Source organism: Pedobacter sp. SAFR-022 (assembly GCF_051965375.1).
Classification (GTDB): domain Bacteria; phylum Bacteroidota; class Bacteroidia; order Sphingobacteriales; family Sphingobacteriaceae; genus Pedobacter.
Genome location: NZ_JBQCME010000001.1, coordinates 520,776 through 535,442, shown reverse-complemented (window position 1 = coordinate 535,442; position 14,667 = coordinate 520,776). Strand labels below are relative to the sequence as shown.

Genomic DNA, 14,667 nt, shown 5'->3' with positions numbered 1-14,667 from the left:
CTTATATTCTGAAGTTCTGAATGCGCACGGCGTTGAGGATAGCCAGTAAAGCTACGCCCACATCGGCGATCACGGCCTCCCATAGCGTAGCGACACCTCCGGCACCTAAGATAAGCACCAGTACCTTTACGCCCATCGCTAAACAGATGTTCTGCCAAACGATATTTCTGGTAATGTTACCCACTTTGATCAAGGCAGGGATCTTGGAAGGCTGATCATTCTGGATTACGATATCTGCGGTTTCGATCGCCGCATCACTGCCCAATCCGCCCATCGCGATCCCGGCGTCGGCAAGCGCAATAACAGGTGCATCATTCAGTCCGTCGCCGACAAAAGCCACCCGGTGCCCGGCTGCCTTTAAAGCACTCAGCCGTTCTACTTTCTGTTCGGGCATCAAATCTCCGGCGAAGTTTGTAATCCCAAGCGTCCCGGCTACGCTTTCCACCACAGACTGGCGATCGCCGCTGAGCATAACAACTTGCAACCCGGCTTTCTGCAGGGATTCAACGGCATGCTTTGCGTCGGGTTTAAGTTCATCCGCAATACGGAGGTAACCTTCATAAATATCATCTATAGCAACCACAACGATGGTTTCGGCAATCGCATCCAGTGCAGTATCGTAGCTAATGTTGTACTTGCGCAACAATCGCGCATTACCGATGAGCAGCGAACGTCCATTAACCTGCGCTTTTAAACCAAGTCCTGCAAGCTCTTCCAAGTCCAAAGCTTCCAGCTGCTCATTACCACTAAAAGCATCTTTAGCGGATGCGTAAGCCGTGATGGCTACCGCAATGGGGTGACTGGACTTACGCTCCAGGGCCGCAACATATTGCAGAAATGTTTTTTCATCCAGACTAACACACTTAAGCTCCTGCACCTTGAACACACCTAGGGTAAGCGTGCCGGTTTTATCCATCACGATGGTATCTACTTTCGTCATCACATCAAGGAAATTAGCGCCTTTAAACAATACGCCGTTTTTCGAGGCTAATCCGATACCACCGAAATACCCCAAAGGAATAGAAACCACCAATGCGCAGGGACAGCTGATCACCAGGAACACCAGTCCACGGTAAAGCCAATCCCTGAAAATATAGGTGTCAACCAAAAAGAAGGGGAGTACCACCACGATCAATGCCAGCAGGAAAACTATTGGTGTATAGACTGCCGCAAAGCGCGAGATAAACAGCTGGGTACGTGATTTCCGGGTAGTCGCATCCTGTACCATTTCCAGGATCTTACTTAACTTACTGTCTTTGAACAAGGCTTTAACCTGTACCTGTATCAGCTGATTGAGGTTGATCATGCCAGCATAAACCTGTTCACCTTGAGTCTTCTGTTCGGGCTTAGATTCACCGGTAAGTGCTGCAGTATTAAAGAACGCCTTCTGTGTGCGTAGTACACCATCCAGCGCCAGCTTTTCACCTGGCTTTACCTGAATGGTCTCCTCCAGGGATACTTCCTGTGGTTTTACGGTATGCACCTGTGCGCCGCGGATCACATCTACACGGTCAGGCCTGAAGTCCAGTAAGGCTTTGATGTTGCGTTTGGCTTTATCCACGGCGGCATCCTGAAACCATTCACCGATGGAATAGAATACCATTACCGCAACACCTTCACTATAGGCCCCAATGGCAAATGCGCCAAGGGTAGCTACACTCATCAGCACAAATTCATTAAAGAAGTCGAAGCGTGAAGCTTTCTTGAACGCCAGGTAAAGCACCGGATATCCGGCCAACAAATAGGCTATAATATAGATCAGCAGGCTGATCCAGGCATTCAACTCCAGCTCAAAGCCGAGCTCCAGCACCTGCATTGCTACCAGAATGAGCAGTGCCGTGAGCAGCGGCCATTTACTTAGCCAGCTGTTCTGCGCCTGATCATGGTCGTGATCATGGCTGTGGTCCTGCACATGCTCGTGTTCATTCATCTGTGGTCTCTTTTACCGGAATGCTAAACCAGAAGGTCGAACCTTTTCCAGGTTCACTTTCTACACCAATTTCACCCTTATGCCTTCTAATCACCTCTGCTGCGATGAACAAGCCGAGCCCCAGTCCTGGGTAATTCACATTCTGCTCATCTACACGGTAAAAGCGGTCAAAAATTAAGGGCACTTTTCTTTTTTCTACCCCAATCCCAAAGTCTGTTACATGCACACTGGCCATGCCCTGGTGTTCAGAGAGGCGTATTTGCACGAGGTGGCTGTCCGGCGAATATTTGATTGCATTTGTAATCAGGTTGATCATAACCTGTTCCAAACGATCACGGTCAGCATAGACAATAATGTCGTCCGAACCTGATACCTCGATCTGTACCTCACCACGTTGTTCCAGGGCATGTTGGGTGCAGGTTTGCACCAGGCCAAGCAGCGAAAAATATGTTTTCTGTAGCTTAAGCTCTCCTGCCTGTATATTTGTACCATCCAGCAGCTGGTCTACAAGGATGTTGAACTTGTCAACCTGTGCTGCGGCTTTTGCAGTCAGTTCTTTTAACCTTTCTATTTCACCTTTGGAAGCTGAGCGTTCCAGAATCTGGATAATTCCTTTGATGCTCGTGAGAGGTGTTTTTAACTCGTGGCTTGCAATCGCGATAAATTCATCTTTTTTGCGCACAAGTTCGCGGGTTTGGCGTTCCACATGCTTCTCTGCACTGATGTCAAGTACAGTTCCAATGAAGCGGGTTGCGATCTTTTCTTTATTGAAGTACGCTTTACCCTTGGATTTTATCCAGCGTTCCTTGCCATCACCGAGATCGACCAGGCGGTATTCAACGTTGAAATTGCCATTGTTGTCTCCAACAAGACTCTTATGCGTTGCGAAGGCTATCATATCGCGGTCTTCAGCAAGAATCTGGTTCAGGTATCGGGAATAATCCACATGTTCACCTGAGGTAAAGCCATGGAGTAGTTTACATTTTTGATCCCAGATCAACTCACCCGATAAGGGGTTAAAGTCCCAGGAGCCCACACCGGCAGATTCCATCGCAAAATGCAGACGTTCCTGACTTTCCGCCAGCATGCGCTCGGCATCCAGCAGCCCTTCCTCCACTCTACGTCGATCCGTAATGTCATGAATGGCTAATATGATCACTTTATCCTGATTATGCGGTGTAAACAGCCTTGCCGAGAGCATCAAGATGCGTCGTCCAATGCTGAAGTTGTAATCGATCTCAAAATCCTTTACAAAACCCTGTTTCGGCAATACCGATAGGAGCTGGTTTTTCAGCGATGGAATTTTCCATTGGCGGCTTCCAAGGTCATAGATATATTTCCCTTCAACCTCTTCCTCATGTAATCTGAAGAGCCGGTAAAAGCCGTCCGTCGCACGCAGCACCTTTAACTCCGCATCCAGAATTAATAAGGGATCATGAATGGTATTGAAGATCTCTTCGTTGTATCGTCTGGCATTGTTCAGCTGCTCGTTACGGTCCAGCAGCTCGGTGTTGATGATGGTAATTTCTTCATTGGTGCTTTGTAGCTCCTCCTTGGAGCTCTCGAGCTCTTCGTTTAAACTCTGTAGTTCTTCATTACCGGAGAGCAGTTCCTCATTGGCACTCTGTAGTTCTTCATTTGCAGCTTCCTGTACTTCGGTAATGGCACGCATGTCCTCACGGGTTTGCGACAACTCCTTTTCCAGCTGTGCATTGCGTTCAATTAAGGTCTTAATGCTGGCATTGTCCAGCTCAGAAGGCTCCGAAGAAAGCGTTATGGCCACTGGCTGTATGCTGGTTTGAAAAAGGATGAGAAAATGCGTTTCTTCCATCTCCGTGATGGGAATTACGTTAATATCTGCATATTGTTGCTGATCATTTATTTTAAAGAAAACTTGTTCTTTACGTGCCGGCACCTGGCTGGTTTTCGCCAGATGGAGTAAGTTCCGGAGTTCAAATGCGAGGCCTTCCCGGGCAAGTTTCAACACGTTGAAGCTTGGTTTTCCAGGAGCAACAACAAGCCATTGATCTGTTTTACCGCGGAACTCCAGGACGTCAAAACTCGGGTTCACCAAGACGCCAGAAGGGGTAAATTGTGACAACAGTATATTGTCTGCCAGGCTGTGAACATCTTTGGCACGCGTGCTCAGTTCCGTTTCCTGATCAAAATCCCGTAGTGCTCTTTCTGTGATGTTTGTAGTAATGTTCCGGTATCTTCCTTTTGGCCCTTTGGTCTGATAAATCTTCTCATGCGCGAAGGCTGGTGCGAACAGGTCAGCACTTCCACCCACACTTTCGGATTTGCCAAGCATAAGATAACCATATTCATTCAAACCGTAATGGAAGGTGGACAGCGCTCTCTTCTGAAGTATGGGATCCAGATAGATCAGTACGTTGCGGCAACTTACCAGATCCAGATTCGAAAAGGGCGGATCCTTTAACAGGTTATGATGTGCAAACACACACATGTCACGCAGCGCTTTATTAACCTGGTAATTACCATCAATCTTATTAAAAAACTGAAGGATTTGTTGTGTAGAAAGCCCGCCAAGTTCACTTTGCTTGTATATTCCAGATCTTGCCTTGGCAATTGCCGTTTCGGAGATGTCAGTCGCAAAGATCTGGATCTTGCGGCTATAGGCGCTATCACCTAAATGTTCCTGAATGCAAATTGCCAGGGTATAGGCCTCTTCTCCACTGGCGCAACCGGCTACCCAGATGCGCAGTGGATCAAAAGCACTCTTTCTGCTTAAGATTCCTGGTAACACATCGGTACAAACCACTTCAAAGCTCTTGGTATCTCTGAAAAAGCTCGTTACGGAGATCAGCATATCGTTATAAAGCTGATCCTGTTCTGTCTTATTATCCCTTAAAAAGCGCAGGTATTCCTCCGCACGATCGATTTTGTTGAGCGCCATGCGACGGATGATCCTGCGTTTTATGGTGCTCTGTTTATAATTTGAAAAATCTACCCCACGGCGGATCCGGAGTACCGTAAGCAGCTGTTTGAAGACTTCTTCGTCTGCTTCCGGTGTATGTTCCTTGATTTCTTCTGGGGTATATGAGGTATGAAAAAGTTGATTGATCTGCAGGAGTTTAGGTACAATCGCATTTGCGGGAAGCACAAAGTCTACTGCACCGGAGTTAATTGCGCTCTGTGGCATGCTTCCATGTGTGGCCGAGTGTGCTTCCTGTGCAAACGTTATACCGCCACTGGCTTTGATGACCTGCAGACCCAGTGTGCCATCGTCCATAGTGCCAGAAAGGATTACCCCGACGGCAAAACTTTGATGTACAATACCAAGCGAAGAGAAGAACCTGTCGATCAGCTTAATGCGGCGGTTCTTAACGGGTTCAAGGCTCAGTTTGCCATCTACCGTGGTCAGCATGCGATTCGGTGGAACCACGTAAACCCGGTTAGGTTCAAGTTTCACATCATCGGTAATAAACAGTACAGGAATGGCGCAAAATTGCGACAAGAGGTCGGGCAGGGTGCTTTCGTGTTTCGGACTCATGTGCTGCAACAGCACATAAGCCATATTAGAATCCGCGGGTATGCCTTGTAAAAATTCCCTGTAAGCGGCGAGCCCACCCGCAGAAGCACCGACACCTACAACCGGAAAAATCTGTGTAGAGGTATCATCCATCTTTTTATCCTGTTCTGAAGCTGATTTCATTTATGACCTGTAAAGTTGTTTAACGTACGCGGCTAAAGATAGTTTTAATAAATAGAACAGGCTACTGGAGTTAAAATTAACAAGGCCCTGGCAAGGTCTTGACAGGGCCTTAACATGGCTCCAGCCGAATCAAGGCCTTGTGAAGGCCTTGTCAACCCCCTGTCAACCCCTTGTTAACCATACCCCTTCTATTTATGTGGTGGGTTCATCTGGTGGATGTCAAACCGCTCACCTTTAGGCAGGATGGTAAGTTTCATGTTTCTAATGCTGATTGCCTGATGCTTGTCGAACTCGGTGATGTTATTGCCAAAGCTTTCCTTCCCATCCAAAATCAGGACAACACCTTTGCCGGCTACCCTGGCCTCGGTACCATTTTCAACGATCACGGCGGTATCTTCCTCAATGCCCCAACCAACGGTGGAAAGGTTCGTTGCAACCACCTGAGCAAGACGGGCAATACGGCCACGGGCTACGAAGTGTGTGTCGATGCAAACGTCTCTTAAGAACTCGAAACCTGTGGTAATCTTCACCTCTCCGGCAATCATCTCATCAGCCCCGGTACCGGCAAAGATCATGGGGGTAGACAGGACCATTGCGCCTGCGCTGGTGCCGCCAATCAATAAGCCCTCGTAGATGTAGCGGTGTTTAAGCAGGAATAGAAAACCGGTACCTCCGTAAACAGAGGTCAGCTTCAGCTGGTCGCCACCTGCAAAGAATACTGCGTCAGCCGCCTTGATCCGCGCTTCAACTTCCTCCGGCTTGATATCTTCCCTGCGGTCATGATGTATGTGGTTAACAGTACAGTAAATGTGTTTTTCTAAAATTGTCCGGTACTCCCGGAAGGTGTCTTCTACATCCACCGAACCGGCGGAGGTGACCAGTTCAATCACCGGATTTTCAACCTCAATAAGCTCAACATAGTCTTTCAAAATGGCTTCCCGTTCTTTTCCGCCGCCTATAATCATGAGTTTGCCCGTTGGTGTAGGGCAATCATTGTCTTGCTGATACTTTCTTAATTCTTCAACTTCCATTGGTAACTTAATTAGATGTAACTACAAGGTTAACCGCTGTTGCTTATTGTATTGTTTTCTGGCCCTCTAAATCGCGTAAATGCTGAAGTGTTTTACAGGTAGTTATTTCTGGTTTTGAGGTAGATATCCTACAAACGTCTGAGGCTGTCAAATTGTTGGGTAGTTTCCAGCTTTATAGATCATGCAAATTATACAGACAAATGTTATGCGGGGCCCAAACTTCTGGTGTCCAAACCGGCATAAAGTAGTAATGTCAATCGCTTTGGACGAATCTGAATTCCTGAACACGGATGCGATTAACCGGATCCTGGCAGGTAAGACCACAATGTTCCCTTATTCACGGCGCTGTCAGCCATTTAACACGCTTGTTGAACTGACGGGACAGCTGGTACTGGAGCTCCAGGCTTTGGTGGGGCTGGATTGTGCTTATTTCAAAGTGCATGGCACCTGTAATCCAAATCGCTTTTACCTGGTTTATTCTTATGGCGAGGAGGTGTCAGGCCTTTATGCCGTAAATTTAGCCCTCCGCATTGCAGAGGCCTTGAAGAATGAGCAGCCTTTCCCATTACCGCCTGAACTGGAGGAGCTGAAAAGATTGTACCGGAATGCGCAACTTGGCCCAAGTACCCGCGCCATTGTTGAAGAAGCGCTAAGGCGCGGCATACCTTACCGAAGACTTGATAAGCACTCCTTAATTCAGCTTGGGCATGGCTGTAATCAGAAAACCTTCAGGGCTACGGTAGCCTGCACAACGAATAGCCTGGCTGTAGAGCAGGCCAGTGATAAGGATGGTACGAAGCGCATATTGGCTGAAAATCATATCCCGGTACCGAAAGGTATGGTGATCACTAAAAAGACCTCTCTTGCAAACTGTATAGATAACCTGAGATTTCCATTGGTGGTAAAGCCGCTGGATGGTAACCACGGCAGGGGTATTACTACGTACATCACCAACGAGCAGCAACTCGAACATGCCTTTGATTATGCTAAAAAGCATTCGGAGGAGGTTATTGTGGAGCAGCATATCCATGGCAGGGACTACCGCTTTCTGCTGGTGAACTTCAAGCTTGTGGCAGTAGCTATGCGTTTACCTGCCCGCGTTGTGGGTGATGGGCGTTCGAGCATTCGTACCCTGGTGGATCAGGTGAATAAAGATCCAAGAAGAGGACAGGGGCATGAAAAGGAATTGACGGTCATCCGGCTAGATGATGCGACAATAAGCCGTTTGGCCAGTCTTGGTTATACGCCGGAAGATGTTTTGCCTGCAAAGCAGGTGCTTGACCTTAAAGATACCGCCAACATCTCTACCGGGGGCACTGCAGAAGATGTGACGGATCTGGTACATCCGGATAATGTGTTCCTTGCCGAACGTGTTGCCCGCTTAATGGATTTGGATATCTGTGGTATCGACATTATGACGCCAGATGTTGCCCAGCCGATTACCGCAACGCATGGCGCTGTACTGGAAGTAAATGCCGGGCCGGGCTTAAGGATGCACCTTGCGCCCACAGTTGGTCGGGGCAGAAATGTGGCTGCGCCAATTATCGACATGCTCTACCCGCCGGAAAGTACCTCCAGAATTCCAATTGTGGCGGTAACCGGAACGAATGGTAAAACCACAAACACCCGGTTAATTGCACACCTGGTAAAAGCTGCAGGGCTGAAGGTGGGCTTCACGGCAACCGAGGGTATTTACCTGGACGGGCATCTGATAGCCGCCGGGGATTGTAGTGGACCTGCCAGTGCAGCAGCTGTGCTGCGGGATCCTTTAGTAGAGTTTGCGGTACTGGAATGCGCCAGAGGGGGGATTTTAAGGAGCGGTTTAGGTTTCGACGAATGCAGCGTAAGCATTGTGACGAACATCTCCAGTGACCACCTGGGCCTGAAAGACATTGAAACGGTAGAACAGCTTGCAAAGGTTAAGCGTGTAGTGCCGGCCAGTACAAGTACCCATGGCTGTGCCATCTTAAATGCAGATGATGATTTGGTATTTGCCATGCGCGAAGGTTTAACATGCAAAGTGGCACTCTTCAGTTTAGACATCAATAATCCAAGGATCGTGGAGCATGTGCGGGCAGGTGGTCTGGCAGCGAGTATCGATCAGGGTTACTTTGTGATCATTGATCAGCAACAACATATACCGGTAGCAAGGGTGTCTGATGTACCTCTTAGCCACGAAGGACGGTCGGAATGTATGATGATGAACATCTTGCCTGCTTTGATTACGGCGCAGCTATACAAGTTCCCGCTGACGATCATTAAGGATGCACTTACTGCATTTATTCCCTCTGCAGAGCACACACCAGGTAGGATGAATGTGTTTAACATCAAAGATATCACCTTGCTTGTTGATTACGCCCATAATGAAAGCGGCTATCTGGAGCTGAAAAAATATGCTGCAAAGGTTGCTGCCTCCAGGAAAACGGGAATCATCGCTTGTCCGGGTGATCGGCGCAGGGAAGATATTGTAGCTATGGCAGATGTGCTGCGGAAATCTTTGATCAGCTGATCATAAGGCATGATGAAGAATACCGCGGACGTTCAAATGAAGAGATCACGGCTTTGTTGATGGAAGGTGTACAGTCTGTAGACCCCGGCAAGCCTGTCGAGGTGATCTCGAATGAGTTGGATGCCCTGGACCATGCACTTGAACATGCCATCCCGCAGGAATTTATTTTCTTCAACCCGGAACATGTCATGGAGACACTGCAATATGTAAAGGAGATTGAGAAACCATATGCCCTGCAATGATTAGCTTTGTAGGTAGTTTTACGATTATTCTATTTTAAGCAACAGGTAGAATTACGATTTGTTATTTTGGTACCATCAGGCTCCTAATACAATGTTCTCGAAGGTTTCGAGATCCGACATATTTGGGTGTTGATAATGTTGGATCAGGAAAAGTTACGATGGTTATTATAAAACTTGCCTTTGCAATAAGATTCTGATGTGCTTGTGTTAATATGATTAATGCAGAAATTTATTTGAATGCTTTAAAGTAAATAGTTCATTTTCTGCCTAGTAGTTGCTGTATGAGAAGAATAATGAGAGATCAACCAAAAGATAAAGGGCCAAAAGCGCATTTCGAATAGGTAGTATTACTTATTTTTGAGGTAAATGTACGTGTAGATTTAGATTCTGAACTTTTGTAGATTTGCTTTACAATCATTGGTAAACGGTGTTTCCGGGTTATGCTTTGGTTAGAAAAAGTAATAACCGGAGCTCATGGAAGGTAAAGTACTGATAATAGATGATGAGGAATCCATTCTGGATGTATTAACAGAATGTTTTGCTGAAGAAAATTTTGAGGTTAAAACCTTACTGGCGGTAAATGATGTTGTTGCTGTAGTTAAAGACTTTATGCCTGATGTGGTAATTGTTGATTTTTTACTTCGGGGCCTAAATGGTGGTGATTTGTGCCACGAGATCAAAATGGTTGATCCCGATCTTCCGGTGGTGATCATCTCTGCTTTCCCGAAGCACACATTATCCTTAGGGCGCTACAACTGTGACTTATTTATTGCTAAGCCTTTTGACATCTTTGACTTGGTTGAGCAGGTGAAATTGTTGAAAAATAATTGTAAATTAGGTAGTTACGAAAACTCTTTGCATAAACAAAAAATAAAATAAAACAGAAGAAAGATGAATGTGATTTTAGCTGAAGATGATAATTTGGTTAGAGATGGCATAAGGTTATTGTTGGAGACACATGAAGGTTTCAATGTTATAGGCGAAGCCCATAACGGGCTGGAAGCAATTGAGTTGTTAAAAAACGGCAATAAGCCTGATGTTATCCTGGCTGACATAAATATGCCGGATATGGACGGGATTGAGCTGATCAAAGCCGTGAAGGAGTTTGATCCGAAAATTCAAGTCGTAATGCTCTCTATGCTGGACAATGAAAAGTACATGATCCAATCCTTTTCCGAAGGTGCTTCCGGTTACCTTTTAAAAACCGTAAGCCCGGATGAGCTGATCTTTTCGTTGAGGCAGGTTGTCTCCGGGGAAAGATACATCAGCTCAGACCTGTCTTTCGGCCTGCTGGAACGATCTTCAAAACGACCGCCTGCCTTGGCAACCGAACCAGTGAATTTACATCTGAACAGTCGTGAATTGGAAATCCTTAAACTTATCGGTGAGGGCTTGACCAACAGCGAAATGGGCGAGAAGTTGTTCATCAGCCGTAGAACGGTTGAAGGACATCGCCAGAACCTTATGGATAAGACGGGCTGTAAGAACACCGCTACACTCATTAAATATGCCGTGTTAAACAGGCTCATCTAAAAAGATTTACATGGGGTTGTAGTTGCAGCCCCTTTCTACTTCCCTTTTTCACAGGCTTCCTTGCTTTTATATTATGTCAGATCCAGCGAAACTTCTTCTTGATTTAGCGAACCATGATACGCGAATCTACTGTGCATTTGACATCAGTAAGAACACCTATTTGTATTCTAACCCGGCGTTTCGAGCCTTCTTTCAACTTCAACCGGAGGAGGCAACACCACGTTTGCTCTTTCAGATGGTTCATCCCGAAGATCAGAATTATCTTAGGACCATCTTTGAATCTATGAAACCTGGAGAGTTCCGTGACAACCTGGAGTTCAGGTTTATACTTCGGGAACGGCTGCATTATCTGCGTCTCAGTATGGCACTATCAGAATGTGAAGTAAATGGTCGGGTGATCACGGGTTATATCGACGATATGACCGGCTTCCGGGAAAGTCTGGATACCATGGAGGCGCTTTCCAGTAAGAAAAATGCCGTCTTGAACATTTTGTCACATGATCTGGCCGGGCCTTTAGGTTCCATATCCAATTACAGCTACCTCCTATCACAGAAAACGAATCCTAGTGACACGCTTACTTTGAAGATGATACATTCCATTGAGAGTATTGCTAGGCGCTGTATTCGCTTGATCCAGGAATTCGTCAAGTTAGAATTTATTGAAGCCTCTGCTACAGATCTTGTTAAAACACGATATAATCTGGTAGACAGGATATCGATCTTTATGGAGGATTACCTGCAGCATGAAGTGGAACTTAAGAAGAACTTTAGCTTTATTGTCGAGGAGCCTGCAATTTATGCAGAGATCGATGAATATAAATTTATGCAGGTCATTAATAATCTATTATCCAACGCACTGAAGTTTACGCCAGATAATGGAAATATTGAAGTTCGTGTGGGTAGAAATAATGACCGCGTACGTATTGAAGTTAAAGATACCGGCATCGGTATACCTGAGGAATTTCACGCAACAATATTTGACAAATTTAGTAAGGCCAGGCGCTCCGGTATTAAGGGGGAAACTTCCGTGGGGCTGGGCATGTCTATTATCAAAACCATTGTAGAATGGCACCAGGGTAAGATCTGGTTTACGAGCAAAGTAGGCGAAGGAACCACCTTCTACATTGAAATTCCGGGTTGCGACTAATCATTTGAGGTAATCCATTCCCTTGCTACGGCGATATCGGTAAAGAAGCGCGTGAGCACCGTACCATAAGCCACATCAGCGGCTTTTTGCGCGGACAGCTGACTGAATGCTGCAGGGGAGTAAATCCATGCAAACTGGCGCAATCCAGCCTTTTCCATCATTGGGAACCATACTTCACCCACCCAGTCGGAAGCATCAGACCAGGTGCCAAGCACATGGCTATTGTCGTTGATCACTTTGCTTACTTTATGCCGGGTTAACATTTCCAACATCTTGAGGCAGCCATGCTGTACCGTCTTTAAGTCCTGGAACCCTGTCCAGTCTACGTCTAAACGATGATCTGCATCATTATATACTATGGTGACTGCCTGGTTCTTAAAGAAATCTTCCCGATTGATCTCCTGCTTTTGATTGGTCGATAGTTCCAGTGGTAGCCGGAAGTAAAAAGTCGAGCCCTGGTCTTCTTCGCTTTCAATCCAAAAGCTGCCCTGGTGACGTTTTAAAATTTCCGAAGAAATATATAGTCCCAAACCAAGTCCTTCAAAACGCATGGCCGAATTATCCACACGGTAGTAGCGATCGAAAAGGCGGTTGAAATCCTTACGTGCGATCCCGATACCAAAATCCTGTATGGAGACGACGATGTTGTCCATTTCGATCTTATAATCTACAATCACCTGATCTGCTCTGGGGGAATATTTGATTGCGTTGGATAAGAAGTTTTGTACGACTTGTTCTAGGCGAAAATGGTCACCTATATAGGTGATTTCTTCCGCTCCTTTAAGAATAATCCGGTGTGTTGTGCTGGTTTGTTGTATGGTATCAATACTGCTCAATAGCAAATTCCTGAAGTTAAGTGGTTGCATGTTGTACACCATCTTTCCGGCATTGATCTTCGTTACATCAAGCAGATCGTTAATGAGCCACTCCAGCTTATCGATGTGTTCGGCAGATTTTTGAGAAAAGTGTTGCACTTTATCGTTATCCCTGGTTCTGCTGATCAGCTGATTGAAGGCTTTAATGCTCGTGAGCGGTGTCTTTAACTCATGACTGGCAATAGAAAGGAATTCATCCTTTTTCTGTTCACTGGCTTTTTGAAGTTCAATGTTGGTATTGGTACCGATCCAGAGCTTAAGTATTCCGTTTTCAAACATCGGCACTGCTTTGGCCATGTGCCAGTAATACTTGTTGTCTTTAAATCGCAGGCGGTATTCGGCGGCCATTGGCTGGGAAGTCTGCAGGGCAATGGTCCATTTTTCTATTGCACCGAGTAGATCATCGGGGTGTATAAATTGCCTCCAGCCTTGTTGGAGCAAGCTTTCCATATCCTGTCCGAGTTCCTCGCACATCATCTGATTTACGTAGTTGAGCTTGCCTCCTTCAGCTGCGGTCCAGACCTGCTGCGGAATAGCATTGAACATAAACTTGAGGCTCGCCTCACTTTTTTTCAGGGTCTTCTGTGAATCTGATAAGGCATCGTTCGTTGCGGCCAGTTCTTCATTGGAAGAAGATAACTCCTCGTTGATGGCGGTAAGCTCTTCCGAAAGATACTGCTCACGGAGTCTCGCCAAACTTCGTTCGGTAACATCATCAGCATGAACAAGGATGCGGTCCACCTCTTTTTTTGAATTGAAAAGTGGCGTATAAGAGAAGTCAAGATAGATGGTCTTCTTACCATCTCCGGTAACAATATCCAGACGTGCATCTCTTTCAATGTAGGGTTCACCAGTCGTGTAAACCCGCTGCAGTAGAGCCGGAAATGCCTGTTGCTCCAATTCCGGCAGGAAATCGAGCAGTTTGGTGCCAAGGATGCGCATGTCCTTACCCCAGATGCGCAACATGCCTTTATTCACATCCTCCAGAATAAAATCTCTACCCTTTAAAATGCAGATCCCTGCGGGGATATTGGCGATGATGTTACTAAGTCGCTTTCTTTCTTCCTGAATGATTGAAAGCGAGTTCTGTAATTCCAGGGTACGTTCTCTAACCCGTCGCTCCAGAATCTCATTGGTGTGTCTAAGGTTTTCCTGCGCCTGGTTTAAGGCTTCAACTGTGATTGTTAATTCCTCATTACTGGCGGATAATTCTTCATTGGTGGCATCAAGTTCCTCTGATAGATTCTGCTGCTTGAAGAAGGTTTCCCGGGCACGCTCGCTGCTGGATGGGGCAATCGGGAGGCTGATCAGATTTACCAGCAGGTAGTCTGTTTTATGATCCGGCGTTTGAAACGGGACAATCTCCACCTGTAGCCAATTTTGTTCATCCAACTCGTCATTTACATCCATCTCGGTTGTAGAAAAGTAGAGCAGTATCGTTTCCTGATTTTCCTGAGCCGTATGCAGGCCTTCTATGACGGCTCTACTGGTATGTTGATCGCGATATCTCCCTTCGATGAATTGCTGCAGGTTTAAGGCTAAAGCATATTCATCTTTTAGCAAGGCACTCGCAGCCTTATTGTAGCTGAGGATTTTAAAGTCGCCCTGATCTGCCACCATTACAATACGTGGATAAGGCGTATGGAGCGCTGCCTGAAATAAAGGATCATTTATAAAGGTCATTAATTAGGGGTAGTTTGTGTGTCAGCTTTCGTTATCAAATC

At 46.2% G+C, this 14,667-nt stretch carries 9 protein-coding genes; 5 read left to right on the top strand and 4 right to left on the bottom strand.

All coding sequences use genetic code 11. The annotated features are described in order from the left end of the window. Nucleotide 1: 1 nt before the first annotated feature. The 3 genes from ACTHQF_RS02315 to ACTHQF_RS02305 all read right to left on the bottom strand — a co-directional run bounded on the left by ACTHQF_RS02315 (nt 2) and on the right by ACTHQF_RS02305 (nt 6,637). A complete protein-coding gene (locus ACTHQF_RS02315) occupies nt 2-1,930 on the bottom strand; it encodes a heavy metal translocating P-type ATPase (RefSeq protein WP_440428231.1) in 1,929 nt (642 codons plus the stop codon). Then, the gene (locus ACTHQF_RS02310; RefSeq protein WP_440428230.1) at nt 1,923-5,606 is read right to left on the bottom strand and encodes a CheR family methyltransferase; all 3,684 of its coding nucleotides are present in this window, start codon (nt 5,604-5,606) and stop codon (nt 1,923-1,925) included. The genes ACTHQF_RS02315 and ACTHQF_RS02310 overlap by 8 nt, the downstream gene beginning before the upstream one ends. 188 nt (nt 5,607-5,794) lie before the next feature. Next, a complete protein-coding gene (locus tag ACTHQF_RS02305) occupies nt 5,795-6,637 on the bottom strand; it encodes a cyanophycinase (RefSeq protein ID WP_440428229.1) in 843 nt (280 codons plus the stop codon). 181 nt (nt 6,638-6,818) lie between these two features. Between ACTHQF_RS02305 and cphA the strand changes: the two genes are divergently transcribed. The 5 genes from cphA to ACTHQF_RS02280 all read left to right on the top strand — a co-directional run bounded on the left by cphA (nt 6,819) and on the right by ACTHQF_RS02280 (nt 12,068). Then, entirely contained in the window at nt 6,819-9,146 is a 2,328-nt protein-coding gene (gene cphA / locus ACTHQF_RS02300; RefSeq protein WP_440428228.1) for a cyanophycin synthetase, read from the top strand. A gap of 59 nt (nt 9,147-9,205) precedes the next feature. Then, a complete protein-coding gene (locus ACTHQF_RS02295) occupies nt 9,206-9,388 on the top strand; it encodes a hypothetical protein (RefSeq protein WP_440428227.1) in 183 nt (60 codons plus the stop codon). Between the two features lie 474 nt (nt 9,389-9,862). Continuing rightward, a complete protein-coding gene (locus ACTHQF_RS02290; RefSeq protein ID WP_440428226.1) occupies nt 9,863-10,267 on the top strand; it encodes a response regulator in 405 nt (134 codons plus the stop codon). A 12-nt stretch (nt 10,268-10,279) separates the two neighbouring features. Next, nucleotides 10,280-10,921, top strand: a complete 642-nt coding sequence (locus tag ACTHQF_RS02285) for a response regulator transcription factor (RefSeq protein WP_440428225.1) — start codon at nt 10,280-10,282, stop codon at nt 10,919-10,921. 73 nt (nt 10,922-10,994) lie between these two features. Then, the gene (locus ACTHQF_RS02280; RefSeq protein ID WP_440428224.1) at nt 10,995-12,068 is read left to right on the top strand and encodes a sensor histidine kinase; all 1,074 of its coding nucleotides are present in this window, start codon (nt 10,995-10,997) and stop codon (nt 12,066-12,068) included. On the opposite strand, the gene ACTHQF_RS02275 is transcribed toward ACTHQF_RS02280, so the two are convergent. Beyond that, a complete protein-coding gene (locus ACTHQF_RS02275) occupies nt 12,065-14,626 on the bottom strand; it encodes an ATP-binding protein (RefSeq protein WP_440428223.1) in 2,562 nt (853 codons plus the stop codon). The genes ACTHQF_RS02280 and ACTHQF_RS02275 overlap by 4 nt on opposite strands. Nucleotides 14,627-14,667: the final 41 nt, after the last annotated feature.